The sequence below is a fragment of the Vibrio sp. SCSIO 43133 genome (assembly GCF_023716845.1).
Lineage (GTDB): Bacteria > Pseudomonadota > Gammaproteobacteria > Enterobacterales > Vibrionaceae > Vibrio > Vibrio mediterranei.
In genome coordinates this window covers 2,324,108-2,348,614 of sequence record NZ_CP068024.1, presented here as the reverse complement: position 1 = coordinate 2,348,614, position 24,507 = coordinate 2,324,108, and the positions used below count along the sequence as shown (strand labels likewise).

The window sequence follows — 24,507 nt, the reverse complement described above, 5'->3', positions numbered from 1 at the left end:
CCCAAAGAAATTGTGGTTTTTCAATGTGAATAGCATTCGAGGGTTACCTGATATATTATCAGCGCCATCAATTACCACTTTGAATGTCAAACCATGATTACCGCTGTTTTAACCCTTCTAGCGCCTGCTTTAACGGTAGCTCTGCTTATCCTGACCCTAATACTGGCAAAAGGTGATATTTGCCCTGGTCAACGCGGACGTATCCACAAGTTGTTTCCAGCTATCGGAATTTTGTGGTTAGCAATCGCATCATTAAAAGTTGAGGCGTTTCTTGTGGTATTCGCGGTGTTTTACTTCTATTCCCAAGTTAAAACTGGCAAAACGCGAGAGAAAGGCCCTTTTTGGGTAGTGCATTTAGCCAATGGTTTCAGTATTGCGTTTGCGGGTATCATTGTTGCTCAACAGCCAAATTTAGCTCAGTCTCTTTCTCTAGTCTGTTCTGGCCTACTGCTAGGTACGGCTTTTGCTCACCTGCTTTTGACTATCGCGAGAACCCGCTTACAGGCGTTTCATCGTATTTTGCCTGTCTCTGGGGTGATCTTTTCAATGCTTCTTGCGGTGAGCTTTGTCGTAAATGCTTACCAGTGGGAACCAGAAATCGTGACTCAATACACGTCTGCTGTGGTTAGTTCATTGGTGATGCTGGTGGTCGGAATAGTTATCTGGAGTTGGCACATCATTCGTCATAGCACGCCAACCAAAGGTCAATTGACGATCGCTTTTCTTAGTTTAATGGTTACTAACGTCGGGTTGTTGCAACTCTATTGGCTGGCGTAATCTGCCACTTAGGTCACTTTCTATTTTACTAAATAAGGCTAGTCTTTAAAGGCTAGCTTTTTTTATGGAGTACGATTATGGATTTAAGTAACGTGAGCCGTTTTGATAGCATTATCTTATTGGGCATCGTTAATGAAAAGCTTCGCTTAGAATGTGATTCGTTCGAAGAGCTTGTTAGCATGTACGAAATGGATGTAGAAGGGGTCGTTGGCAAGCTAGATATGCTGGGTTATCAATATGATCCTTTAACCAATCAGTTTAAAGCGTATGAACGCTAACTCCAGTTCAGCGCTCAGTCGTAGCGAATCCAATGTATGAAATAAGGGAAAGTGAGTTGATTCGCTTTCCCTTATGATCCCCTATCCGCAGCACTTTTTGTATTTCTTGCCGCTACCACACACGCATGGATCGTTTCTGCCGACCTTGAGCGCTTGCGTGGTGAGTGGGCGAGGCGGAATAGAATCGTCTAACTCGCCATCGATGTAATACCATTGATCGTCTTCAAAAAGGAAGCGAGATCGTTCGGTAAGACAATATTCAAAGCCGTCCTCTTCAAGATAAGCTTCAAAAGACACGAAACCTTCATGCTCATTCGTTCCGCTCTCAGTACCAGTAACCTTGAGCTTGGTCCAATTGCTATTAATTGAATCAGCGATTGAACTGCGTTCGGCTTCGGCATCGCAGCTAGGGTGATAGGTGGCGACAACAAAGTCGACATTTTTGGTCTTATGAGCACTAAACCGAGCGCGCATAAGCTGTTCAGGCTTGTTCGCCTTGCGAACGTCTTGGTGTATTGGTAGGCAGCACGACTCAAACGGTGCATCGTTACCGCAATAGCATGATGTCATAAAAAATCCAAGTTAAGCGTGGGTGTGATATTCCGTTTCGATCGCTAATAGATCTTCGGTCCATTTGATGGCTTCATCGTAATACTTAGCTAACATCTCGTCATTAAGAGCAAGTTTATCTCTGCAGGCAATCACCGTCGTCCAGTCTGCCGCTTCATAAGCTTTCACCAAGGTTAAGAGTTTTCCAAGTGTGCCTTGTTTGGTCACAAGGGCACTTTTAACCAGATTATCAATTGGCATCTTTTGAACCAACTCTTCTAGAGGTTGATCGAATAACGAGTCAAGTAATGAGAACATGCCAGTCAGAAAACCCAATCCATCATCCAAGTTGGTGTTCATATCATTAAGCAATAATTCACAAAAACGGGCGCGCTGAATCGATAAGCTATATAAGCTGTCAGGCTTATCGTCTTGCGTTGAAGTGATTGCGACTAACGAAATGAACTTTCTCAGGCGATCTTCGCCGAGATAGACCAGAGCTTGTTTAAATGACTTTATCTCTGCTCGTATCAGGTAAGAGGCGTTAACAAATGTGAGCAGCTTATATGAAAGCGTGACATCTAGAGAGATAAGTCGCTCAAGCTCATCGTAATTGATATTTGGGTTTGAAATCTCTTTACAAAGCTGAACTACAGTCAAAAAGGAAGGTTTGATCTGTTTTCTTCTTATCAGCTGAGGACGGCTAAAAAAGTAGCCCTGAAACTGGGTGAAACCAACTTGCTTTGCGAGTTCAAACTCTTCATAGGTTTCAACCTTTTCCGCAAGAAACACGATGTTTTGATCCTTGAGGCGCTCGATCAAAGTCTCAGCTTTCGACAAAGAATATTGGCGAATGTCGATCTTGATAATCGAAGTATACGGCAAGAATGGTAGCCATTCTTTACGTGGCACAAAGTCATCAAGTGCAATGGTATAGCCTGCTTTCGACATCTTCTTTATCGCGGCGAGGAGTTCCGCAGTGGGCTCGCAACTCTCTAAGATTTCGATCACCAAGTTATCTTTAGGGAATAGAGTAGGGACCAAATTCACTAAACTCTGGTACGGAAAGTTAACAAAACCTAGCTTATCACCAATAGTACTATAGTGAGTTGCAAGGAAGTGCTCAGAAAGGAGACGGTTTGTCGCCAGTTCTGGATCGATATCTGGAAAGGTATTGTTCGGCCCGTCTCTAAATAGCAACTCATAGCCAACAGTCTTCTGTTCGCTATTTAAAATAGGTTGCCGAGCAATGTAGGAGTATTTCAAATTTTGCATCGTGATCTCAAAAACGTTGGACTATCTTAACGTTTTATTGCAGTCCTTGACTAATTATATGTCGAATTTTCTGCGGTTTGGCTCATGCTTTAAGCAAAACGGCGTACTTCTAAATGTTGCGACTCTGGTGTACAAACCAAAACAGATCCTTGTTGGTACCAGTCACCAAGTACGATGCGTGTGTAAGGCTTATTATCAACCTCGAATTGGTGAATATTAGGTCGGTGTGTATGACCATGAATCATCAAGTCGGTTCCGCATTGTTTCATCAGTGTTTCCACTTCTGATTGAGTGACATCCATGATATCGAGCGATTTTTGCGCCTTTACATCACGAATATCGCCTTGGATTTTATTTACGATATGCTGTCTTGTAAAGAATGGAAGCCGATTAAATATCCACTGCAGCCAAGGCATATGAACCTTGGCTCTGAATGCTTGATACTTGTGATCTTCAGTGCATAACGTATCGCCGTGAAGGATCACGGTTTTGCGACCATAAAGATCGATCACGCTATGTTCATCGAGTAGTTTTATCCCTGTTTCTTTGCAAAATCGTCTGTTAAGCAAAAAATCACGATTTCCCTGGATGAAATAGCAGGAGACACCTGATTGAGTGAGAGTTGTGAATTCGGCTTTGATCGCTTGAGCAAAATCAGAGGGGTCATCATCGCCAATCCAAAATTCAAACAGATCGCCTAACACATAGAGTGCTTCTGCGTGAACTGCTTCTTCGCGCATAAACTTAACGAAACAATCCGTTATTTGGGGCTGAGAGGGAGAAAGATGAAGGTCGGAAATAAATAGTGTAGTCATAGTTGAGTTAGGGAGGGCAATGCCCTCCCTCGAACGATTATTCGTGAATCGTAGTACCGGTGATGATGACTTCTTCTAGTGGTACGTCTTGGTGCATACCCATAGAACCTGTGCTCACGCCTTTGATCTTGTTGACGATGTCCATGCCTTCAACAACTTCACCAAATACACAGTAACCCCAACCATCTAGGCTTTCTGAGCGGAAGTCTAAGAAAGTGTTGTCGTTTACGTTGATAAAGAATTGAGAACTAGCAGAATGCGGTTCCATTGTACGAGCCATTGCTAAAGTGCCTACTTTGTTGCTCAGGCCATTATTAGCTTCGTTTTTAATTGGCGCGCGAGTTGCCTTTTCTTTAAGGCCAGACGTCATGCCGCCACCTTGGATCATGAAACCATCGATAACACGGTGAAATAGTGTGTTGTCGTAAAAACCATCGCGGCAGTACTGAGCAAAGTTAGCACTCGTTTCTGGTGCTTTTTCTTCATTTAGCTGAATCTTAACGTCGCCGAAATTAGTATGAAGGGTGATCATGATGAATACCTATTCTGTGTTTTTTATGTTAGAGACAACGATTCTAGCCTAACTGCTGTCACAAGCAAACGTCGAAATCCGGTTATCTGGCATTATTGAGCTCGTTTTTATGCTGACTCGATTGGAGTTAGCTCATTCTTCACGCAAAATGCAAGATTTATTCGCTTAATGACTCCATTATGACAAGGATTATGGTTATAATCGCCGTTACTTTTTAAACGTAATAATCCAGATAGAGATCATGTTAAAAATATACAACACACTGACGAGACAAAAAGAGGAATTCAAACCTATCCATGCGGGCAAAGTCGGCATGTATGTCTGTGGGGTCACTATTTACGATCTCTGTCATATCGGCCATGGTCGTACTTTTGTATCTTTCGATGTGGTTTCACGTTACCTTCGTTACGTTGGTTACGATTTGAAATTCGTGCGTAATATCACGGATATCGATGATAAAATTATCAAACGTGCTAACGAAAATGGTGAATCGTGCGAGTCGTTGACTGAACGCCTTATCGGTGAAATGCACGCGGACTTTGATGCGTTAAATATGAAGCGTCCAGATGTGGAGCCTCGCGCTACTGAATTCATTGCGGAAATCATTGAGCTGGTTGAAAAACTGATCGAACGCGGCTTTGCTTACGTTGCCGATAACGGTGACGTTATGTTTGAAGTATCGAAGTTCGATGAATACGGTAAGCTTTCAAAGCAAGATCTTGACCAGCTTCAAGCAGGTGCTCGTGTAGATGTTGAGAGTGCGAAGCGTAGCCCACTGGATTTCGTACTTTGGAAGATGTCTAAGCCAGGTGAACCTACGTGGGAGTCGCCATGGGGACCTGGACGCCCAGGTTGGCACATTGAATGCTCGGCAATGAACTCATCGATTCTAGGTAATCATTTTGACATTCATGGCGGTGGTTCAGACCTTCAATTCCCACACCATGAGAATGAAATTGCTCAATCTTGCTGCGCACACGACACTCAATATGTGAACACTTGGATGCACAGCGGTATGGTGATGGTTGATAAAGAGAAAATGTCTAAGTCTCTTGGCAACTTCTTTACGATTCGCGATGTATTGGATCATTACGATCCAGAAACGGTTCGCTATTTCTTAATGTCAGGTCACTACCGTAGTCAACTGAACTACAGTGAAGACAACTTAAATCAAGCTCGTTCAGCACTTGAGCGTCTATACACTTCACTTCGTGGTTTGGATTTAGATGCAGAACCAACGGGTGGCGAAGAGTACGTGACTCGCTTTACCGCAGCCATGAACGATGATTTCAACACACCTGAAGCGTACTCAGTGCTATTTGATATGGCACGTGAAATCAACCGTCTGAAAACGGTGGATTTAGGTCAGGCGAGCCAACTTGGTGCGCTAATGCGTGAATTGGCTGATGTTATCGGTATCCTTCATCAGGATCCAGAAGCTTTCTTGAAAGGTGATGCAGGCGATAACGATGAGGTGGCTGAAATTGAAGCTTTGATTAAGCTACGTAACGATTCTCGTGCATCTAAAGATTGGGCGAATGCTGACATGGCACGCGACAAGCTAACGGAAATGGGCATTGTTCTAGAAGATGGTCCTGAAGGCACGACGTGGCGTCGTAAGTAATTTCTCGTAGCCCTTGCATGCAAGGGCTTCTTTTTAAGTTTTGAATTTGGTGTATCACTTTGGCTCAGATGTACTTCTATTACTCAGCAATGAATGCGGGTAAGTCGACAACTCTCCTTCAGTCTTCTTTCAATTACCAAGAGCGAGGAATGAATCCTCTAATCTTCACTGCCGCACTTGATGATCGCTATGGCATTGGTAAGGTTAGCTCACGTATTGGGCTTCAGTCCGAAGCGCAGCTTTTCCAGCCAGACTCCAATTTGTTTGATGAAATCGCAACGCTGAATGCCGAGACTAAACGACACTGTATCCTCATTGATGAATGTCAGTTCTTGTCAAAGGAACAAGTTTATCAACTTACAGAAGTGGTTGATAAGCTGAATATTCCAGTTCTTTGCTACGGTTTGAGAACAGACTTCTTGGGTGAGTTATTTGAAGGCAGTAAACACCTACTGGCGTGGGCGGATAAATTAGTCGAGCTAAAGACAATTTGCCACTGTGGTCGTAAAGCCAATATGGTAATCCGAACCGATGAAGACGGTAAAGCTATCGCAGAAGGTGACCAAGTAGCGATTGGTGGTAATGATAAATATGTCTCAGTTTGCCGTCAGCATTATAAAGAAGCGCTGGGCAAGTAAAGCACATAATGAAAGTAAAAAAGGAAGCATAATGCTTCCTTTTTTAGTAGTGGACTATTCAGTAATCTATAGCGCATCAAGCGTATGATGGAATTTGAAGTGATAACCCAGACCTTGCAGTTTTTCACTAGAGATGGTTTTGTCTGGCTCTGAGTTCACTAAATTCAACGAGGTATCTAAACCTACCGAACGCAAGGCAGCACGATAAAAGGTCACTTTGTCGCAGGTCTCTGGTGTGGTGGCGTTTACCACGCTCGCATCCACATGTTCTAAACAAAAAATAATTGCGCCAACAGCGTCGTCAAGGTGCAGCATATTTGCGGATGCTTGATCACTCACAGTCTTGAGTTTCGAGGCAAATCGAGATGGATGACGATTTGGACCAAACAAACCACTGCAACGCACGATGACATAATCTAAAGTTGAGTTTCTAACGTGTTCTTCTGCAGTGAGCATAATAATAGACTTAGCGCTAAAGTCTTCTCTGCCTTTTGCTATCGGTAGCCTAGCCATATCTTCAGTCATGATTTCGGCTCGTTCTGGATAAACAGAGCTAGAGCTAATCATGATGATCTTTTCCACACCAATTCGTTTTGCCACTTGAACAAGCTGCGCCCATTGAGAAGCGTAAAGCGCACCGCCTCCTTGCCTAAAGCCTGGAGGAAAGCAGCCAATAATCACATTTATCTGCTTCTTGATGAGTTGATCTGTTAGTGTCAGCTCCTCTTCTTCTGAACGGATAGCATTCAGATCCAAGCAGAGGCTATCCACGCCAGCTTGGGAGATTTCAGCTACGCCTTCAACGCTGGTTCTTGTTGCTATAACCTTATAGCCTCGGCTTTGCAAAGCATGGGCCAGCGGTAGGCCAAGCCAACCTGCCCCTACGACGAGTATTTGCTTTTCTGTCATGTTATACATCCTCGAAACGGTGTCGAAGTAATTCTCGCAGTCGCTTATGACCGGCATCTTTACTCTTACTTGAGTGTTGGATTAGATCGATGTTAGTGATTGCGGATATCTTTTCAAATTCTATCGGAACCTGCACTAACTTACCTTGAGCAAGCGCTTCTTTTGCCATATAAGAAGGAGCATAGGTCCACCCAAATCCTGCAAGGCACCATTCTATAATCATAGCGTAGCTATCAGAGTACCAAACATCAGGACTAAGCACTTGATGAAAGCTACTCTTTTGAGAACTTCTCGAGCTGACGACAAGCTGTCGGTGCAAACTCAACATTTCAAGGTGGGGAGTGATAGTTTTAGCGAGCGGGTGCTCTGAAGACACAAAAATGTCGAACTCGAAATCCCCAACATGTTCAAAGTCTAATGAGAAGGGGATAACGTGCTCTCCATAGACTAAACCTGAGGTTGCTCTGCCTGATTGAACCATTTCTATAATATCGACACTGGAGGCAAGCAAACATTCCAATTGTAGAGAGGGGAACTCTTCCGAGAGTGTTTTGAGTATTGGAGTGATTCTTTCCAGTGGAATACCTTCATCTACTGCTAAAACGATAGGTTGTATCTCATCATGTCCTAATGTGTCGACTAAATCCGCAAGTCGCTGGTGTTGGGTAATTGCTGCGCGAGCATAGGGAAGTAGTTTATTACCAGCATCGGTAAGAACTGGATAACGACCGCTTCGGTCAAAAACATCAACACCACAATCGATCTCAAGATTCATGATGTTCTGACTAACAGCAGATTGGACCTTGCCAAGCTTTCGTGCTGCAGCGGAAAAAGAACCGGTTTCAACCGTAGTAATAAATGCTTCTAATTGTTCGATACTAAACATATCAGGTTTCCTGATGTTATCTCGTTTCCGTCTTTCTAAAGCATAACGGATAATTACTTTATTGGTAAACGATGTTTCATATTTACAAGGTAACTTCATGAATAATAAAGAAAGAATGTTTCATGCCGTTCTGTTTGAGGCGTTAGCATTAGCTATCATAATTCCTATTGCATCTATAGCTACAAGTAGTAAATCAATGGAACTAATGGTTGTAGGTGTCGGTATGAGCTTATTCACCGTAGTATGGAACTATCTCTATAATGTATTGTTTGATAGATACATTCCTGGTGAGAGGAGCAAGCGTTCCTTGCTTTTGCGTATCGGTCATGCAGTAGGATTTGAAGCAGGGTTGATTGTCATGACCATACCGGCCATAGCATGGTTCTTGCAGGTTTCACTACTGACAGCCTTGATTATTGAGGCTGGTTTCCTAGTGTTCTTTTTCTTTTATACGACGGGATTTAACTGGGTGTATGACAGATGGCAACCCTATCGTCGACTTTTTGTAGCCTAAAAGGTAGGAGTATATTGCAGCGGCAATGAGGTGCCGCTGCTAGAGACATTTCACGTTGGCGCTAAGACGTTAAGACACGAAGAACTCTATCTGCGTGTTCTGCCACTTCAATTCCCTCATCCGTTAGGTAGCCACCGTCAGGTAGGGTACATAGTCCTTTGTCAAATAATCTTTGGACTGCTTCTTGCATCTCTTTACTTGCATCGTGATGGACCTTGATGCCTGTTGCCGCACTGCTTAAGTCAAATTGCAATAACAGGTTCATTTCAGAAAGATGCGTTGGAGTGAATTTCATAGATTTGCCTCTTGGTTGAGATTCTCCACTCAACATAGTGGGGATTGAATGAGTTGACAATCACACAGTTAATAAAGTGTTAGCTTGCGCCGCCTTCTAAAGGAAAACGGTAAATTTTTGTTATTAAGTGGATGAAATATAATCACTTAGGGCTCTATGTGATGTATTTTAGTGAGTAATTTGAATATAGTTCGTAGGTTATGGCCTGTCGATTCGATAGGACGATTTTTCTTGGTTCATATGATGAAACCAGGTTATTAGGAGAGTAGATGTCTACACGCAATTTGGCTGTTGTATTAATGTGTGTTTTGGGGCTTGCATCGTGTGCGAGTACCCCAACGGCTAATGAGTCCCATGCCAATTTGACGCCGGAAGAGGTTCGTCAAACAAGAAGTAGGGTATTTAGCGAGATTTCAGGCACCTATGCCGTATGGTCGAAGAAATTGGAAGGTGCGGATGCACTTCGAATTTATGCGCCAGAAAACTACCGCGATATGATGTCATCTTGGAAAAGTGCGCATGATCTATTCATAGAAATGCGTAAAGACCCGACGCAAGTCGATGCGAAGCATTCCGTCTTTTCTAGTGAGACGTATGCGGTTGGTTTCCGAGATCGCATTAATTCTGTGGAGTATAATTATAAGGCAATTCAAGGACTCAAAAAGCAAGCGGATGTCTTGCTCGCACCTGCGATGAGTCAAATGGCCTACCTTAATAAAATAGAAGCAGGCAAGTATTTCAGACATGCGATGAACAATTTAAATCGTGATTATCAGCGCTTGTTTGAGTATCTAGTCGTATCTGAAACTGAGCATGCTGAAAGCTATCAAGAGACATTCCTCAATAACGCTGTGGCACTTGAAGTTCGCGTTATTGATGCCATGTACGTCAAGCCATTGGAGCAGCGACTGTCAGATCTAAGTCGGTTAAAATACAATACATTGGCACCAGTGAGCTATGGCTATGTAGAGCAGGGGACCGCTGAATTGGCGAAGTATGTTGCCAAGTCACCACGAAGTTTTTCCGAGATAGAACATCAAGTCGATCAGATCAACTTTCAGTTCCGACGTCTCGAGGCGGTTGTCGCTGAAGTAAACAAGTTGATTAATGTCGAGAAATCTCAATTTGAACCCATGGTGCTAGAGGCTGAATCACGTTTGCACAAGATATCTTCGGTGGCAAAGGGTAACGATTATCGAGATCAATCTCTTACAGCACAGTCTGAACGTATTGCTCATGATGTTGAGCAATTGAGGAAGGCGGATCGTTCTGAAGCGCTACAGAAAGAAAATCAACTACTGAAACAGCAAATAGCTCTGTTACAAGAGCAAAATACCGAAGGACATTCAGAGGATACTCAAGTAGCACTAGACCGAGCCGAGCAGAATCAGGCAGACATTGAAGCTTTGAAGAAATTGGTGTCCGCACTTCAAGAGAAATCAGACAAATCTTAATGGCTTGTTTTAAAGTCTCGCATCTTTCAAACCAACGCCGCTTCATGCGGCGTTTTTTTATCAGTTATCTTTATTACCGATATTCAAGTTCAACATTTTCAATAGTGAAATATAAACACTTATTTTTGAAAATCGACGAGTGATCCTTGTCACATAAACCTTAATGCGGATTCATTTTCCACCTGTCAAGAAAAACGCGATTAAAGTGATAAATAGATCTTGCTTTATCTATTGATTGGAGCGATTATCCGCGCCCAGTTGACATGTAACCAAATATGTATAGAGCAAAATGGAAATGAATCAGTTTGATGCCTTACTGCCACCACAAATGGCAGAACGTGCGGCCGAGGCCGGTGTAGGTAAAGCAACAAAAGACCCAATGAAGTCTTTTCTTTTGGCGATTACTGCAGGTCTGCACATAGGTATCGCATTTATATTTTATACAACCATTACAACGGGTGCTGGTGATCTCCCTTGGGGTATCACTCGCTTTCTTGGTGGACTGGCGTTCAGTTTAGGTTTAGTACTGGTCATTATCACTGGTGGAGAACTCTTTACCAGTTCGGTACTGACGTTAGTTGCTCGTGCCAGTGGCAAGATTACATGGCGTTCATTGTTCAAGAACTGGTTCGTTGTTTATTTTGGCAATATGCTAGGGGCGCTACTTCTTGTTGGAATCATGCTTACAGCAAAACAATATATGTTTGATGCAGGGCAGGTGGGACTGAACACAATGCATATCGCTCAGCACAAACTGCATCATGGTTTCTGGCAAGCGGTTGCACTTGGTATTATGTGTAACGTACTGGTGTGCGTAGCTGTCTGGATGACATTCAGTGGTAGAACCTTAACTGACAAAATCATTGTGATGGTTTTGCCAGTGGCGATGTTTGTCTCTGCGGGCTTTGAGCACTGTATTGCGAACTTATTTCAAGTACCAATGGCGATCGGTATTAAGAACTTTGCGTCACCAGAGTTTTGGCAAATGATTGGCGCAAATCCTTCCGACTTTGCAGATTTGAATGTTGCTACGTTTGTCGTCAACAATTTAATTCCGGTAACACTGGGCAACATTATCGGCGGTGGTGTTTTCGTCGGTATGCTTTACTGGTTGATCTACCTAAGAGATTAAATAACGGACTCATTGTAGAAAAGCGCCTTTTGGCGCTTTTTTTGTGTCGGTCTAAATGGCTTTAAGATATAACCACTCTTTTGGTACTGCTGCCTTCCATAAAAAAGGGAATGTCAGCCATTATGTCCTTAAGCTCTTCAGGTTCGTGAATGAGCCAGTTTTTAGCCTCGTTATCTATACCGTCTTCAAAATCCATGTTATTCGGCATGGGTTCCTTCCTCTCTCGATAATACGAACTGCGTTAAGCCACTGCCCGTGTGTGTTTCTATATAGTAGGAGTGACTGTTTAGAACACAAAATAACCAGAAGGTATGACAATAAGATGAAGAAATCTGATCCAGTATGATCAGCACACCATATGTAGTAGTGATAACCAATAATTATACTAAACTCAATAGCTTGGTTATCCACATAAGCTGTGGATAACTTGGTTTAAATTTGGTGAGTAACAATGAAAGTTGAAGATCTATTGAGGATCAATAAATCGAATTTTCGGCTTGCCGGCTTCGTTGAAACTTCGGCGTACTACTAAGTTAAGACTGATGGTTATTGAGATCGTCATCATTACAAAAATCGCAATCATAATGACAAGCTGATATTTGATCGCTATCAGCGGGCTAGCACCGCCTAAAATTTGACCAGTCATCATGCCAGGGAGAGAGACTAACCCGGTTGTCGCCATAGTCGCTAAAATAGGAGCTAAGGACTTCTGGAGTGCGACCTTAATAAAAGGCAGGGTCGCTAGAGGAATCGGTGCTCCTAACGCGATAGAGGCTTCATATTCGCTCCATCGGTTTTCTAGAGAGCCAAAAAAGTTTTGTAACGCGACGATATTGCCACTTAGGCTGTTTCCTAACAGCATACCCGCCAAAGGAATGACGTATTGAGCACTGTAAAATGGTTCTGGTTGGATGATGGCAATGCACAGTAATCCGACAATAGGAAATAGACCGACTACTAGACCAATGCTGACGAAGCCCATTAATGGATATTTAGGCAGCTTTGCTTTATTAACGATAGCGTTTGAGCCTACCACTATCATCACCGCTAACCATATAAGATTGATGACTAAACTATTTAAATAAAACAAGTATTCAAGGTAGAGGCCGACTAATGCCAGCTGTACCGTCATTCTCACCAAACCGACAATGGCATCGCGTCCAATGTTGATTTTGTAGTAGCTATTGATAGAAAACGGGATCAGCAGAGTGAGTGAAAACAAGAGTATTTGCCACCAACTTATATCGACGACTTGCTGCATATTGACCCTATTTAGTGGTGTTTGAGAGGCTAAATTCTACCGCAAACTGAATGCTTAACCACCTATTTTTAAATGAGAAAAGATACATTTCATTAACAAATGTGTTGTTTAAATCTAAAAATATCACGTCAAAAATCGAATTTCCGAGCTTACTCTAAAGGGTTGAAGTTGCAAAGTTGTAATGTGTTTTACATACTTATAACGATATTATTTTTTCATAACTGTTAACAAAATTACACATCGATTTTTAATTAAATACAACTCTGGATGAACTCAAAAAACGGTTGATTAATAAGGTATGAATGGTCGGAATTGATTGAACCACACGGTTAGTATGGTTTAGCATTTTCCAATAGAGATATTAAATAATTGAGTTGCAAACTAGTGCAATTCGCAAACTATACACGATACAAAATAGGCAAATGTATGAGTGATGTTAACAAAGTTGAGAGTGCTGAAAAGCATGGTATGGAGTGGAAATCATTTTTCTTCATCTGTGCCGTCTTCTTCCCTCTTTTGAGTGTAGCTATCGTAGGTGGTTACGGATTTATCGTTTGGATGCTTCAAATCTTCGTATTTGGTCCTCCTGGTGTACACGGCTAATTCCATAGCCCTTTATTCATTTACGATATTCAAGAGAGTTAGTCATGAAATCCTTTTTAATCAAACTTTGGCGTACTATCAGTCGCCCAGCAGTTCACATCAGCTTGGGTGTGTTGACTGCTGGTGGTTTTATCGCAGGTGTTATTTTCTGGGGTGGTTTTAACACTGCGCTAGAAGCAACAAACACAGAAGAATTCTGTATTAGTTGTCACACAATGCGTGACAACGTTTACGTAGAGCTGCAAGAAACCGTTCACTGGAAAAACCACTCTGGTGTTCGTGCTACTTGTCCAGACTGTCACGTTCCTCATAACTGGACGGACAAAATTGCACGTAAGATGCAGGCTTCTAAAGAAGTATTCGCGCAAGTATTTGGCGATCTAGATACACCAGAGAAATTCGAAGCGCGTCGTTTCGAGCTCGCTCGTCACGAGTGGGATCGTTTCTCTGCCAACAAATCTTTAGAATGTAAAAACTGTCACAACTATGAGTCAATGGACTTTGAGCAAATGTCTCCAACGGCTCGTATCCAAATGAAATCAGCGGCTGAACGTGACCAAAGCTGCGTTGACTGTCACAAAGGTATTGCGCACAACTTGCCTAAAGATATGGCTAAAGCAAGCGGTATTGTGGGTGACCTAGAGCAAGTTGCAAATAGCACGTCTTACTCTAAAGGCGGTGAAGTGGTGTCCATTCGTCACTTACCTCTTTATACAGACGAAACGGGTACAACTGAAGCGGGTCTACTAAGCCCTGCAAGTAAAGTTGAAATCCTAGATGTGAAAGGTGACATGATTAAAGTTGAAATTGATGGCTGGCGTAAGGCGAAAGGCTTCGGTCGCGTTATTCAAGAAGACTTTGGTAAGAACATTTCTACCGCGATTCTAACTCGTGAAGTATCTCAGAGCAGTGACGTTCATGTCGGCGAGAAGAAAGAAGATGAGTTAACGGGTCTTCCTTGGGAGAAAGTTGCTGTGGATCTTTGGATGAAACAAGGTTCTATGGTGTCTGACTTCAATCCAATTTGGGATGCAGCTGGTGAAGCGTATCAAACCAACTGTTCTACATGTCACACACAACCGGATGTTGCGCACTTCAGTGCTAACGGTTGGGTAGGTATGCTAGACGGTATGATCGCATTCGTGAACTTCGACACAGATACAGAAGCGCTTGTTCTTAAGTATCTACAGAAGCACTCTTCAGATTATTCTGAAGGTCACCACTAATAGACGTCAATTGGAGTAATAAAATGGCAATTACAAGAAGAAGCTTCCTTAAAGGCGCAGCTGGCTCAAGTGCAGCAGCACTGATTGGACCAAGTTTGCTGGCTTCGGCGTCTGCAAGTGCAGCGGAAACTGATGGTACTTGGAAGACATCTGGTTCTCACTGGGGCGCGTTTCGCGCCCGTGTATGGGGCGGAAAAGTTCAAGAAATTAAACCGTTAGAACTTGATAAATACCCAACTGACATGCTTAACGGCATTAAGGGTATTATTTACAGCCCATCACGTGTGCGTTACCCAATGGTTCGCCTTGATTGGTTGAAGAAGCACAAATATGCTGCTGAAACTCGTGGTAACAACCGTTTTGTACGTGTGACGTGGGATGAGGCACTTGACCTGTTCTACCGTGAACTAGAACGTGTACAGAAAGATTACGGTCCATGGGCACTGCACACAGGTCAAACAGGTTGGCGTCAAACAGGTCAGTTCCACAGCTGTACTAACCACATGATGCGTGCCATGGGCCTACACGGCTATTCTGTTAAGAAAGTGGGTGATTACTCAACTGGTGCAGGTCAGACAATCCTACCTTACGTGCTTGGCTCTACAGAAGTTTACGCACAGGGTACGTCTTGGGAACTGATCCTTGAGAATAGTGACAACATTATTCTTTGGGCTAACGATCCAGTTAAAAACCTGCAGGTAGGTTGGACTTGTGAAACACATGAGTCGTTTGCTTACCTAGAACAGCTTAAAGAAAAAGTAGCGAAGAAAGAGATCAATGTTATTTCTGTTGACCCAGTTAAAAACAAGACTCAACGCTATCTAGAAAACGAACACCTATATGTGAACCCGCAAACAGACGTGGCGTTCATGCTAGGTATGGCTCACACTCTTTATAACGAAGACTTGTATGATAAAAAGTTCATCGATACGTATTGCCTAGGTTTCGAAGACTTCATCAAGTATGTTCAGGGTGAGACCAAAGACAAGGTTGAGAAAACTCCAGAGTGGGCTGCAGACATCTGTGGTGTTCCTGCGGACAAGATTCGTGAGTTTGCACGTATGCTGGTTCAAGGGCGCACTCAAATCCTATTTGGTTGGTGTGTACAACGCCAAGAACATGGTGAGCAACCATACTGGATGGGTGCCGTACTTGCCTCAATGATTGGTCAAATCGGTCTGCCAGGCGGCGGTGTATCATACGGTCACCACTACTCAGGTATTGGCGTACCATCAACAGGCTTCGCAGCACCGGGTTCATTCCCATTGAATATCGACCAAGGTCAAAAGCCTAAGTATACCAACCAAGACTTCAACGGTTACAGCCGAGTTATTCCTGTAGCGCGTTGGGTAGACAGTCTTGTGGAGCCAGGTAAGAAGATTAATTCAAACGGTTCTGTTGTGACGCTACCAGATCTTAAGATGATGGTGTTTAGTGGTAACAACCCTTGGCATCACCATCAAGATCGCAACCGCATGAAGAAAGCGTTCCGTAACCTTCACACTGTTGTCGCTGTTGATTTTGCTTGGACGGCAACGTGTCGTTTCTCTGATATCGTATTACCTGCTTGTACTCAGTGGGAACGTAACGATATTGATGGTTATGGTGCATACTCTGGCCGTGGCCTAATCGCGATGCATAAGCTGGTCGACCCGCTATTCCAATCGAAGACAGACTTCGAGATCATGACTGAGCTTACTCGTCGTTGGGGTCGTTCAGACGATTACACTCGTGGTATGTCTGAAATGGAATGGGTTAAGTCGCTTTATAACAACTGTAAAGAAGCGAACAAAGGCAAGTTTGAATTGCCAGAGTTTGAAGAGTTCTGGGAAAAAGGCTTCCTTGACTTCGGTACTGGTAAACCTTGGGTTCGCCACGCCGACTTCCGTGAAGATCCAGAGATCAATGCACTGGGTACGCCTTCAGGCTTTATCGAAATTACTAGCCGCACCATCGGCAACATGGGTTACGAATATTGCCAAGAGCACCCAATGTGGTTTGAAAAGTCTGAGCGTTCACATGGCGGTCCTGGTTCTGACAAGCACCCGTACTGGCTACAATCGTGCCACCCGGACAAGCGTCTTCACTCACAAATGTGTGAATCTGAAGAATTCCGCGCGACTTATGCTGTACAGGGGCGTGAGCCAATCTACATCAACCCTCAAGATGCGAAAGCAAAAGGCATTAAAGACGGTGATTTGGTTCGCGTATTCAATGACCGTGGTCAGCTTCTAGCGGGTGCTGTGGTTACTGATAGCTATGCACCTGGTGTGGTTCGTATTGAAGAGGGGGCTTGGTATGGTCCTCTAAACGAAAAAATCGGTGCGATCGATACCTATGGTGATCCAAATACGCTAACTCAAGATATTCCTTCTTCTGAGCTGGCACAGGCGACATCTGCAAATACTTGTCTTGTAAACTTCGAGAAGTTCACAGGCAAAGTGCCGCCAGTGACGTCGTTCGGTGGACCGATCGAAGTAGCTTAATTGCAATTGGTCTCCCATAGTTTTAACTAGTACACAAAACCCATCCATTAGGATGGGTTTTTTTTTACCTAACAATATACTTATTGAGCAACTTCCTAATTTATGGTCGAGGGTTCAATGACCGAATATATCCCTGTATCTCAAGAGCTTGATGCATTGGCTATCAATCCTGAAATTAAGGTAACCAAACAAGGCAAAGAGCTGCATTTTGAAAATGTTAGTCTTCATTTCTCTCCTTTGTCGTCCCGTACCGCATTAGTGCAGTTTGAAAATCAGATCGAATCTGGAGCGTACGTTCTTGGTGATGGTTTCCAAATGCTGTGCCAAACCGCAGGAAAACTTGATGGCTTTATCGATATAGGCCGATGCCCAGACAACAACAGTAGTTATCGAATATATCCTGAAGATGCTCCGCGCCGTTTCTACAATTATCTGGTTGTTGAGCAGTCTACTGGCTTTCACCTATTTGGTTTTACCTCATGTCATCGCTTCGCCGGTTATTTTGAACTGCAACATACCGGTCATGGCGTAGACATTGTGGCCTTGATTGATGGTGAGGAAAGCTCTCCGCAGCATTGGGAAAACAACCAATTGGAATCGCTAACGGTCTTGCATGGCGATAGCCTAGAGTCGGTCTACAACGAATACGCTAACCTCATTTCAAATCATCATCCCACCAGAATTGGCGTCTCAGGTGACAGTCCCATCGGTTGGTGTTCTTGGTACGCATACTATGCCGATGTAACTAAGCAAAACGTGCTTGAAAACGTCGAAATCATGGCTGATAAGATGTTTGACTTGGAGTGGGTGCTGCTTGATGACGGTTACCAATCTTTTATGGGAGACTGGTTAACACCGTCGGAAAAATTTGAAGGTGGCGTAAAATCACTGATCAACAATATTCGTGAAAAAGGAAAAAAACCGGCCATATGGATGGCACCATTTATCGCTCAAGCGGAATCGGAAGTATTTAAAAATCACCCTGAATGGTTTCTAAAGCATGACAATGGTGAACTGCTTAAGGCGGAGGATATTACTTATGGCGGTTGGCGCTGTACGCCATGGTACATCCTTGATGCGTCACATCCAGAAGTTCAAGAGCACTTAACTCGTGTTGTTAAAACCATGAGAGAAGAGTGGGGTGTGGAGCTGTTCAAGCTGGATGCCAACTACTGGGGAACCTTAAAAGGTCAACGTTACCAGAAAGGTGTCACTGGTGTTGAAGCTTATCGCCTAGGTATGGCAGCAATAAACGAAGGTGCTGGCGACGCCTTAGTTCTGGGTTGCAACGCACCAATGTGGCCTTCACTTGGGTTGGTTGATGCAATGCGTGTTTCTGATGACGTAGAACGCGATCCACATCGATTTGAACAAATTGCCAAGGAGACGTTCTATCGCAGTTGGCAACATCAGAGGTTGTGGTTGATTGACCCAGATTGTGCCACGTTTACTTCACTACCTAATCAAGGCACCGATAGAGCCAGTTACGAATTCCATCGTAATGTTTTGTTGGCGAGTGGCGGGTTGTTGTTATCGGGAGACCCATTACCAGAACTCACACCATTTGCTGAGGAAACGCTCGCACGTTTGGTGTCACGCCAGCGACACTCGACCAATGCGTCAACATTTACATCACTATCGATGAATCACGCAACGTTGAAGCTGTCAGAAGATCGCAGAGTGCATTGTTTGTTCCACTATGACGATGATGTAACGGAGTACACCCTGACCGCTGAGTTACCTTGTGACTGGTTCGATTACTGGACGGGAGAGAAACTTAATAAAGAACCGGTTCAGATCCAAATTATCCCGGTTAATCGAGGCTTAGACAGTCGTGCAATCGTATCAGTCATGCACTTAACTAATTGACCAAGTTATAGTTCAAATAACCAGTAATACCCGTAGCCGACGATGATTGCGGGTATTGCCGAGTAAAATGTAGCGGCTAACGCAGCTTTAGGGGCGAGTGCAATCGCAGGAAACAGAGCATCCCCATCGTTAGAGATGGCATTCGAAATTTGTGCGGACATTGGCATCGCACCAGTAATATAAAGACTAGTTACCAAAATTTGCGGTCCGCAACCCGGTAGTAGACCAACCAGCATCCCTACAAGAGGCATATAAATGCCATAACCAGATAGCGCAGAACCTAAATCGATATGTGCAAAGTGGACACTTAGCTCAAAAAATAAAAATGCCACTATGACCCAAGCACTCACAAAATGAGTGTCTTGCGCTGCTTTTTGCATTGGGTGTGATGACGCGATTTTAGCGTCTTCTGCGACCGTGCTTTGATAGTCGTTGATTTCTTTGGTGAAGGCCCACAAAAACATCATTACCACGGCTAAGACCGCACCAGTCCACTCAATACTGTTGGTTGGCAAACCAAGTACTTGGTTTATGTCGACCTGAAATGACATAGCAAAGGCAACTATCAAAGCGGGCACAATAATCCACTTCCAGAATAGTCCTTGTAGATTGATCGCTGCTCTTTGAACCCCCGTTGATTCCTGTGTGGTTTTACATGTGCAATCGGTATTATCTGTGTTATTTACTTGTGAGACGCGTTTTGCCGAAGGATTAGCGGATTTCGGGCGCAGGAAATCGGCAGCGTGTATTTTGTTTACAATTAACCCTGAGATCATCCCGACAACGACACCCATCGCGACAAGGCCTAATCCCACGCTAGGTTTACTCGCTAGAATCAAGAATGCGGCATCACCCATTGTTGCCGTTAATACCGCGACGACGGAACCGAAGCCAACTCGACCGGAAACAAACTGCGTCGTGACAATTATCGCGCCACCACAGCCGGGTAGAGCTCCTAACAACGAAGAAAAGACAACTTGATGTGTTGGTGAGTGGTGATAAAGCTCGACGAGTCGGTTTTGACTAGATATCAGTTGAGATATTTGATGATAAACGACTAAGGTAAATACGACATAGCAGGAGACGGCCCAGAAAGCATCGGAAAGCGCATTTATTGTGACTTCTCTTGTAACACTAGAGGCGAGTAGGGCAGCCATAGCAATAGGTAATATTAGACGCTTATACTTTGGTGTGAACTGGTCGATAGTTAATCCATTCACGATAGCGAGGTTCTTTACCTGTTGCATACACTTTACCGATATTAAATGAGAATTATTATCATTATACATATATGAGAATAATTCTCAATGCTATTAATGTGGTTTTCTACGCGAAGAAATAGAACGAATCTGACATCAACCGATGACAAATTTAGAAATTCAGGTAAAGTAACGACCTTTGTGAGATGTAAAGCAGGCGCATGAGCCTGATGATCAGAATTAGTTAGGAAGCAAAATGATTTTAGTTGTCGGTCATAAAAACCCAGATAGTGATAGCATTTGTGGTGCACTCGTTGCAACAGAACTTCTAAAAGCTCGTGGTCTTGAAGCACAGCCAGTTCGCCAAGGTGAAATTAACCGTGAAACTCAACATATCCTTGCAACAGCAGGTGTTGACCAACCAGAACTTCGCACTAGCGTTGCTGGTGAAAAAGTATGGTTAGTTGATTATACCGATTTAGCTCAAGCACCAGATGATATCAATGAAGCTGAAATTCTAGGTATTGTTGACCACCACCGTTTAGGTGACGTCATGACCGTTAACCCTCTTGAAGCTTGGATTTGGCCTGTGGGTTGTACATGTACTATCTTGTTCAATCTATTCAAGATGGAAAACGCTGAGATCACTCGTCCTCTCGCTATCCTAATGATGTCTGCAATTTTGTCTGACACTGTAGGCTTCGCTTCACCAACGTGTACTCAAAAAGATAAAGATGCAGTAGCGGAACTAGCAGAGATCGCTGGTGTTGAAGATCTTGATGCATTTATCAAAGATCTTCTGATTGCAAAAACAAACATTGAGGGCCTGTCTGCTGCTGAGCTAGTAGAAAAAGACCTTAAAGCATACCCATTCAATGGTCGTGACGTTGTTGTTGGCCAAGTTGAACTTGCGACACTTGAGCAAGTAGATGGCATGATTGACGCGCTTGAAGCAGACTTAACTCGTCGTTGTGAAGAACAAGGTCTAGCGTTTGCAGCGGTAATGCTAACGGATATCACAACAGCACAAACTCGCCTAATCTACAAAGGTGAGTGGGCTGAGAAGCTGGTTAAGCACGAAGAAAACGGCATGCTTATGATGGAGAATACACTAAGTCGTAAGAAGCAAGGTTGGCCTTGGCTTCAGAACGAGCTGGTGTAATTATTCACTAAGTTTGAAAAAAGCCCTAGTATCTAAGGTACTGGGGTTTTTTAATTTTCGAATTTACATAAAGGTGTTCAGTGATGGCATTAGAGCAACAGCAAATCGATGAAATCTCCAGCTATGACGAAGAAAAACGGCTGAAGTACAGTGTGAAGACTATGGTTCAAGAACGTCAGATTTGGATTCTGACCGATGAACATGGTTGTGTCATGTTAAATACGGAAGATGAAGATTGTGTTCCAGTTTGGCCGCACCAAGAGTTAGCTGAGCAATGGGCTACAGGAGAGTGGGATCACTGCAAAGCAGAAGCTATCTCTCTAAATAAATGGCATAGCCGCTGGACCTATGGTTTGGAAGATGACGAATTGGCTGTGGTTGTGTTCCCAAATCAAAATGAAGAAGGGGTTATTTTATTCCCTGATGAGTTTGATTTCGAGCTAAAGAAGCAGGCGACTAAGCTTTCCAGAAAGTAAGCTTTCCAGAAAGCCAGTGAGTATTGAAATAGTAAATAGACATTGCATGACGTATTCATTTACCTGAAGTTCGGGTAGACTCTTTGCCAGTTTTCTTACAGTAAGTTTCTGTCATGCAACGTTTCTTTCTATTAATCTTGGGCGTACTTATTAGCTCGCTGGCGTCTGCCTCAAATAAGGATAACTGGGATTTATTCAGCGATATTGGCGCCTATGGATTGGTTGGTTTAGCGGCGGGGTTACCAGCCTACCAAGAAGATTGGGAAGGTGTTTGGCAGGCAGGTTTGAGTATTGGCTCTGCCTCGGCTATCGGTTTGGTAGGAAAACATACGATCGATGCACCGAGACCGGATGGTAGCGATAACAAAAGTTTTCCATCAAACCATACGGCAAATGCATTTGCTTCTGCAACTACCTTACACATAAGGCATGGGTGGCAGGTCGGCTTACCCGCATATGGAGTCGCAACTTTAGTAGGCGTTGGCCGTGTACAAGCGGATAAACATTATTGGCGCGATGTTGCTGCGGGCGCGGCTATCGGTGTCTTTACTGGCTGGATGTTTACCGACAAGTTGGACCCAAATGTTCAACTGTTGCCGTGGGCTTCATCTCAGGGTGCCGGTATTTCTATGACCTATGTTTGGTAGTGATTTATGTCAGTACTCAATACTTAGCGTAAAACAAAAAGCTCAGCGTTTGCCGAGCTTTTTTAATGGATGGAAACCAACGATTAATCGCGCTTCCAAAGGATATGACAGAACTTATTCTCTGGATCACGGCTTACCAATAAGCGCGCGAACACATCATCAAGAACATCGTCTTCTTCGTTTACCAACCCAATACGCACTTCTGCGTAGGTTTCATCAACGTCGAATCCTACCTGTTCAGCCCAATCCAAACCTGTTTCTACAACCTCAGCAGCCCCACGGTCGTCGAACTGTGCGGTGAAAAGAATGACATCTGCAGGTTCAAGATTATCAGGGGCCATCTCTAGGAAGATGTCGTAGGCCGCTTCGATAACGTCATCGTATGAAATCAGTTCTGACATAACTTATGCTCTGTTCATGTATTTACGTTCTGCAGTGTTGATCACTACACGGTCACCTGTTGCGATGTACTCAGGTACTTGTACGGTTAGACCTGTTGACAGACGAGCTGGTTTTGTACGAGCAGATGCTGATGCGCCCTTGATTGACGGGTCAGTTTCTTCGATAACGAGCTCGACAGATGAAGGGAGTTCAAGACCCACAGCACTGCCGTTTACTAGAATAACTTGTACACCTTGAGTGTCTTCATTGATGAACAGTAGATCGTCTTCAATTTCGTTATGTTTGAACGTGAACTGGCTGTAATCTTCGTTATCCATAAAGATATACTCATCACCATCAACGTAAGAGAACGTCACGTTACGCTTGTTCATTTCAACGGTTTCTAGAGTATCATCAGACTTGAAACGCTCATCAACTCTTGAGCCTGTTGCCAAATCAGTACAACGCAATTTATAGATCTTTGCACCGCCACGACCGCCTGGAGTCGTTACTTCGATATCTTTGATTAGCAACGTTTTGCCATTTGACTCAATCGCAAAACCTTTTTTTAGCTCACTTGCCTTAGGCATGGGAATATTTCCTTCGTTTTTTGTTTAGACAGACAATTATACGTCCGAAGTCGGGCTTTGCTCAAGAAACATGTGATGCTGGCCATGATTCATTTGAGCATTGAATCTCGACATTTCGAAACGTAGAATAGATCTATCCGCAGTACTCTATATCGATATCGTGCATACTCCGAATTCACTTTCATCGCTGGTAGCTCAACCTCAATATGCTGATGTCGTCCAGGACCTATTAGCTTGTTTGAAAGCTGGGCTTAAAGACAATCTCCACAGCGTTTATATCTATGGTTCCGTGGCGCAGGGGCGAGCTATCCCTAGCATATCCAATCTGGATGTTGTTGTGGTTACTCATCAATCATTCAGTGACAGTCGAACGTCTCTTTTCAACAGTATTAATTGGCGCTTTCAAAAAGAGTTTCCCTTTGTGCGAGGTATCTCGATACGTACTGCGCTCGTAAAGCAAGTGGTATCACTTGATGCATTGTTTACGTGGGGTTTCTTACTTAAGCAGTGCTGTATGAATGTGTATGGTGAAAATTTGGCCGAGTGTTTTGGCGAGTATATTCCTAGCTGGGAAATTTCTAAGCAGTGGAATATGGATATTGCAGAGAGCTCTATCAATCTGCGTAGCGAAATTGCGCAAGCAACAACAAAAGACCAAATGCTAATGGCGCAGCGCCAGATGGCGAAGAAACTCTTACGTGCTGCTTATGGACTTGTTCTACATAAACACAAGAAGTGGATAGATGAACCCAAGGAGTGTGGTTTGCAATTCTTAAACTATTTTCCGGAGCGCCAGCAAACTGTTGAACGTCTTGGGATCTTGTTAGGTAATCGAGTCATTCCCAAACGTTCAGTGGTGGGTATCTTGGATGAATTTGGCACATGGATTGCTAATGAGTACAAGAAAACAGAATTCAAAATTGGCTAAC

Annotated in this window: 27 protein-coding genes; 15 read left to right on the top strand and 12 right to left on the bottom strand. The window is 43.6% G+C overall.

Annotation, left to right across the window (positions count from 1 at the left end):
• The first annotated feature begins 93 nt into the window (after positions 1-93).
• Both JKJ11_RS11120 and JKJ11_RS11115 read left to right on the top strand, forming a co-directional pair.
• Positions 94-777 (top strand): HI_1241 family integral membrane domain, encoded by a 684-nt coding sequence (locus JKJ11_RS11120; protein ID WP_038225976.1) that lies wholly within the window; start codon positions 94-96, stop codon positions 775-777.
• A gap of 77 nt (positions 778-854) precedes the next feature.
• On the top strand, positions 855-1,055 hold the full coding sequence (locus JKJ11_RS11115; protein WP_006074412.1) for a DUF4250 domain-containing protein: 201 nt from the start codon (positions 855-857) through the stop codon (positions 1,053-1,055).
• Between the two features lie 81 nt (positions 1,056-1,136).
• On the opposite strand, the gene JKJ11_RS11110 is transcribed toward JKJ11_RS11115, so the two are convergent.
• The 4 genes from JKJ11_RS11110 to JKJ11_RS11095 all read right to left on the bottom strand — a co-directional run bounded on the left by JKJ11_RS11110 (position 1,137) and on the right by JKJ11_RS11095 (position 4,226).
• On the bottom strand, positions 1,137-1,625 hold the full coding sequence (locus JKJ11_RS11110; RefSeq protein ID WP_236109452.1) for a YchJ family metal-binding protein: 489 nt from the start codon (positions 1,623-1,625) through the stop codon (positions 1,137-1,139).
• Positions 1,626-1,637: 12 nt separating this feature from the next.
• Entirely contained in the window at positions 1,638-2,870 is a 1,233-nt protein-coding gene (locus tag JKJ11_RS11105) for an EAL and HDOD domain-containing protein (RefSeq protein WP_164491465.1), read from the bottom strand.
• A gap of 98 nt (positions 2,871-2,968) precedes the next feature.
• Complete coding sequence (gene lpxH, locus JKJ11_RS11100) at positions 2,969-3,694, bottom strand: UDP-2,3-diacylglucosamine diphosphatase (protein ID WP_252038176.1); 726 nt, start codon at positions 3,692-3,694, stop codon at positions 2,969-2,971.
• Between the two features lie 37 nt (positions 3,695-3,731).
• Positions 3,732-4,226 (bottom strand): peptidylprolyl isomerase, encoded by a 495-nt coding sequence (locus JKJ11_RS11095; RefSeq protein WP_006074416.1) that lies wholly within the window; start codon positions 4,224-4,226, stop codon positions 3,732-3,734.
• 241 nt (positions 4,227-4,467) lie between these two features.
• On the opposite strand from JKJ11_RS11095, the gene cysS reads away from it, so the two are divergent.
• Both cysS and JKJ11_RS11085 read left to right on the top strand, forming a co-directional pair.
• A complete protein-coding gene (gene cysS / locus JKJ11_RS11090) occupies positions 4,468-5,850 on the top strand; it encodes a cysteine--tRNA ligase (RefSeq protein WP_038225968.1) in 1,383 nt (460 codons plus the stop codon).
• A gap of 59 nt (positions 5,851-5,909) precedes the next feature.
• Positions 5,910-6,488 (top strand): thymidine kinase, encoded by a 579-nt coding sequence (locus tag JKJ11_RS11085; RefSeq protein WP_006075116.1) that lies wholly within the window; start codon positions 5,910-5,912, stop codon positions 6,486-6,488.
• A gap of 66 nt (positions 6,489-6,554) precedes the next feature.
• Here JKJ11_RS11085 and JKJ11_RS11080 read toward each other — a convergent pair whose 3' ends face one another.
• Positions 6,555-7,397: an NAD-dependent epimerase/dehydratase family protein gene (locus JKJ11_RS11080; RefSeq protein ID WP_198558033.1), complete on the bottom strand. Its 843-nt coding sequence runs from the start codon at positions 7,395-7,397 to the stop codon at positions 6,555-6,557.
• A gap of 1 nt (position 7,398) precedes the next feature.
• Positions 7,399-8,283 carry a LysR family transcriptional regulator gene (locus JKJ11_RS11075; protein ID WP_124939949.1) on the bottom strand — a complete coding sequence of 295 codons (885 nt, stop codon included), beginning with the start codon at positions 8,281-8,283 and terminating at the stop codon, positions 7,399-7,401.
• Positions 8,284-8,380: 97 nt separating this feature from the next.
• Here JKJ11_RS11075 and JKJ11_RS11070 point away from each other — a divergent pair, with 97 nt between their 5' ends.
• Positions 8,381-8,797, top strand: a complete 417-nt coding sequence (locus tag JKJ11_RS11070) for a PACE efflux transporter (protein WP_006075119.1) — start codon at positions 8,381-8,383, stop codon at positions 8,795-8,797.
• Positions 8,798-8,858: 61 nt separating this feature from the next.
• Here JKJ11_RS11070 and JKJ11_RS11065 read toward each other — a convergent pair whose 3' ends face one another.
• Positions 8,859-9,092, bottom strand: a complete 234-nt coding sequence (locus tag JKJ11_RS11065; protein WP_006075120.1) for a TIGR02647 family protein — start codon at positions 9,090-9,092, stop codon at positions 8,859-8,861.
• 269 nt (positions 9,093-9,361) lie between these two features.
• On the opposite strand from JKJ11_RS11065, the gene JKJ11_RS11060 reads away from it, so the two are divergent.
• The gene (locus JKJ11_RS11060; protein ID WP_252038175.1) at positions 9,362-10,546 is read left to right on the top strand and encodes a hypothetical protein; all 1,185 of its coding nucleotides are present in this window, start codon (positions 9,362-9,364) and stop codon (positions 10,544-10,546) included.
• Between the two features lie 289 nt (positions 10,547-10,835).
• On the top strand, positions 10,836-11,678 hold the full coding sequence (gene focA / locus JKJ11_RS11055) for a formate transporter FocA (RefSeq protein WP_031496119.1): 843 nt from the start codon (positions 10,836-10,838) through the stop codon (positions 11,676-11,678).
• Between the two features lie 61 nt (positions 11,679-11,739).
• Here the strand turns inward: focA and JKJ11_RS11050 are convergent, their stop codons facing one another.
• Together JKJ11_RS11050 and JKJ11_RS11045 are read right to left on the bottom strand one after the other, a co-directional pair.
• Complete coding sequence (locus JKJ11_RS11050) at positions 11,740-11,886, bottom strand: hypothetical protein (protein WP_006075124.1); 147 nt, start codon at positions 11,884-11,886, stop codon at positions 11,740-11,742.
• A gap of 258 nt (positions 11,887-12,144) precedes the next feature.
• Positions 12,145-12,939, bottom strand: coding sequence for an ABC transporter permease (locus tag JKJ11_RS11045; protein ID WP_124939945.1), 795 nt, complete (start codon positions 12,937-12,939; stop codon positions 12,145-12,147).
• A 426-nt stretch (positions 12,940-13,365) separates the two neighbouring features.
• Here JKJ11_RS11045 and torE point away from each other — a divergent pair, with 426 nt between their 5' ends.
• From torE to JKJ11_RS11025, 4 genes are all read left to right on the top strand, one after another.
• Entirely contained in the window at positions 13,366-13,542 is a 177-nt protein-coding gene (torE, locus tag JKJ11_RS11040) for a trimethylamine N-oxide reductase system protein TorE (RefSeq protein ID WP_006075126.1), read from the top strand.
• A gap of 44 nt (positions 13,543-13,586) precedes the next feature.
• Positions 13,587-14,768 (top strand): pentaheme c-type cytochrome TorC, encoded by a 1,182-nt coding sequence (gene torC, locus JKJ11_RS11035; protein WP_006075127.1) that lies wholly within the window; start codon positions 13,587-13,589, stop codon positions 14,766-14,768.
• Between the two features lie 23 nt (positions 14,769-14,791).
• Positions 14,792-17,254 (top strand): trimethylamine-N-oxide reductase TorA, encoded by a 2,463-nt coding sequence (torA, locus tag JKJ11_RS11030; protein WP_006075128.1) that lies wholly within the window; start codon positions 14,792-14,794, stop codon positions 17,252-17,254.
• A 117-nt stretch (positions 17,255-17,371) separates the two neighbouring features.
• Complete coding sequence (locus tag JKJ11_RS11025; RefSeq protein WP_252038174.1) at positions 17,372-19,123, top strand: glycoside hydrolase family 36 protein; 1,752 nt, start codon at positions 17,372-17,374, stop codon at positions 19,121-19,123.
• Between the two features lie 5 nt (positions 19,124-19,128).
• Here the strand turns inward: JKJ11_RS11025 and JKJ11_RS11020 are convergent, their stop codons facing one another.
• On the bottom strand, positions 19,129-20,370 hold the full coding sequence (locus tag JKJ11_RS11020) for a putative manganese transporter (RefSeq protein WP_252038173.1): 1,242 nt from the start codon (positions 20,368-20,370) through the stop codon (positions 19,129-19,131).
• Positions 20,371-20,578: 208 nt separating this feature from the next.
• On the opposite strand from JKJ11_RS11020, the gene JKJ11_RS11015 reads away from it, so the two are divergent.
• From JKJ11_RS11015 to JKJ11_RS11005, 3 genes are all read left to right on the top strand, one after another.
• Complete coding sequence (locus JKJ11_RS11015; protein ID WP_006075131.1) at positions 20,579-21,484, top strand: manganese-dependent inorganic pyrophosphatase; 906 nt, start codon at positions 20,579-20,581, stop codon at positions 21,482-21,484.
• Positions 21,485-21,567: 83 nt separating this feature from the next.
• Complete coding sequence (locus JKJ11_RS11010; RefSeq protein WP_006075132.1) at positions 21,568-21,960, top strand: DUF2750 domain-containing protein; 393 nt, start codon at positions 21,568-21,570, stop codon at positions 21,958-21,960.
• A gap of 113 nt (positions 21,961-22,073) precedes the next feature.
• Complete coding sequence (locus tag JKJ11_RS11005) at positions 22,074-22,607, top strand: phosphatase PAP2 family protein (RefSeq protein WP_006075133.1); 534 nt, start codon at positions 22,074-22,076, stop codon at positions 22,605-22,607.
• 83 nt (positions 22,608-22,690) lie between these two features.
• Here JKJ11_RS11005 and JKJ11_RS11000 read toward each other — a convergent pair whose 3' ends face one another.
• Positions 22,691-23,008 carry an HI1450 family dsDNA-mimic protein gene (locus JKJ11_RS11000; RefSeq protein ID WP_006075134.1) on the bottom strand — a complete coding sequence of 106 codons (318 nt, stop codon included), beginning with the start codon at positions 23,006-23,008 and terminating at the stop codon, positions 22,691-22,693.
• Positions 23,009-23,011: 3 nt separating this feature from the next.
• Positions 23,012-23,578: an elongation factor P-like protein EfpL gene (efpL, locus tag JKJ11_RS10995; RefSeq protein WP_006075135.1), complete on the bottom strand. Its 567-nt coding sequence runs from the start codon at positions 23,576-23,578 to the stop codon at positions 23,012-23,014.
• 160 nt (positions 23,579-23,738) lie between these two features.
• Between efpL and JKJ11_RS10990 the strand changes: the two genes are divergently transcribed.
• Positions 23,739-24,506, top strand: a complete 768-nt coding sequence (locus JKJ11_RS10990; RefSeq protein WP_252039112.1) for a nucleotidyltransferase domain-containing protein — start codon at positions 23,739-23,741, stop codon at positions 24,504-24,506.
• Position 24,507 lies beyond the last annotated feature (1 nt).

Bases quoted from the DNA above. Each gene is read 5' to 3' on its own strand.
- JKJ11_RS11045 (WP_124939945.1), bottom strand. From the start codon at position 12,939: ATGCAGCAAGTCGTCGATATAAGTTGGTGGCAAATACTCTTGTTTTCA.
- torA (WP_006075128.1), top strand. From the start codon at position 14,792: ATGGCAATTACAAGAAGAAGCTTCCTTAAAGGCGCAGCTGGCTCAAGT.
- JKJ11_RS11010 (WP_006075132.1), top strand. From the start codon at position 21,568: ATGGCATTAGAGCAACAGCAAATCGATGAAATCTCCAGCTATGACGAA.
- JKJ11_RS11065 (WP_006075120.1), bottom strand. From the start codon at position 9,092: ATGAAATTCACTCCAACGCATCTTTCTGAAATGAACCTGTTATTGCAA.
- JKJ11_RS11070 (WP_006075119.1), top strand. From the start codon at position 8,381: ATGAATAATAAAGAAAGAATGTTTCATGCCGTTCTGTTTGAGGCGTTA.
- JKJ11_RS11005 (WP_006075133.1), top strand. From the start codon at position 22,074: ATGCAACGTTTCTTTCTATTAATCTTGGGCGTACTTATTAGCTCGCTG.
- torE (WP_006075126.1), top strand. From the start codon at position 13,366: ATGAGTGATGTTAACAAAGTTGAGAGTGCTGAAAAGCATGGTATGGAG.
- efpL (WP_006075135.1), bottom strand. From the start codon at position 23,578: ATGCCTAAGGCAAGTGAGCTAAAAAAAGGTTTTGCGATTGAGTCAAAT.
- JKJ11_RS11110 (WP_236109452.1), bottom strand. From the start codon at position 1,625: ATGACATCATGCTATTGCGGTAACGATGCACCGTTTGAGTCGTGCTGC.
- JKJ11_RS11060 (WP_252038175.1), top strand. From the start codon at position 9,362: ATGTCTACACGCAATTTGGCTGTTGTATTAATGTGTGTTTTGGGGCTT.
- JKJ11_RS11075 (WP_124939949.1), bottom strand. From the start codon at position 8,283: ATGTTTAGTATCGAACAATTAGAAGCATTTATTACTACGGTTGAAACC.
- JKJ11_RS11025 (WP_252038174.1), top strand. From the start codon at position 17,372: ATGACCGAATATATCCCTGTATCTCAAGAGCTTGATGCATTGGCTATC.
- JKJ11_RS11015 (WP_006075131.1), top strand. From the start codon at position 20,579: ATGATTTTAGTTGTCGGTCATAAAAACCCAGATAGTGATAGCATTTGT.
- JKJ11_RS11000 (WP_006075134.1), bottom strand. From the start codon at position 23,008: ATGTCAGAACTGATTTCATACGATGACGTTATCGAAGCGGCCTACGAC.
- JKJ11_RS11115 (WP_006074412.1), top strand. From the start codon at position 855: ATGGATTTAAGTAACGTGAGCCGTTTTGATAGCATTATCTTATTGGGC.
- torC (WP_006075127.1), top strand. From the start codon at position 13,587: ATGAAATCCTTTTTAATCAAACTTTGGCGTACTATCAGTCGCCCAGCA.
- cysS (WP_038225968.1), top strand. From the start codon at position 4,468: ATGTTAAAAATATACAACACACTGACGAGACAAAAAGAGGAATTCAAA.
- focA (WP_031496119.1), top strand. From the start codon at position 10,836: ATGGAAATGAATCAGTTTGATGCCTTACTGCCACCACAAATGGCAGAA.
- JKJ11_RS11095 (WP_006074416.1), bottom strand. From the start codon at position 4,226: ATGATCACCCTTCATACTAATTTCGGCGACGTTAAGATTCAGCTAAAT.
- JKJ11_RS11120 (WP_038225976.1), top strand. From the start codon at position 94: ATGATTACCGCTGTTTTAACCCTTCTAGCGCCTGCTTTAACGGTAGCT.
- JKJ11_RS11020 (WP_252038173.1), bottom strand. From the start codon at position 20,370: ATGCAACAGGTAAAGAACCTCGCTATCGTGAATGGATTAACTATCGAC.
- JKJ11_RS11050 (WP_006075124.1), bottom strand. From the start codon at position 11,886: ATGCCGAATAACATGGATTTTGAAGACGGTATAGATAACGAGGCTAAA.
- JKJ11_RS11080 (WP_198558033.1), bottom strand. From the start codon at position 7,397: ATGACAGAAAAGCAAATACTCGTCGTAGGGGCAGGTTGGCTTGGCCTA.
- lpxH (WP_252038176.1), bottom strand. From the start codon at position 3,694: ATGACTACACTATTTATTTCCGACCTTCATCTTTCTCCCTCTCAGCCC.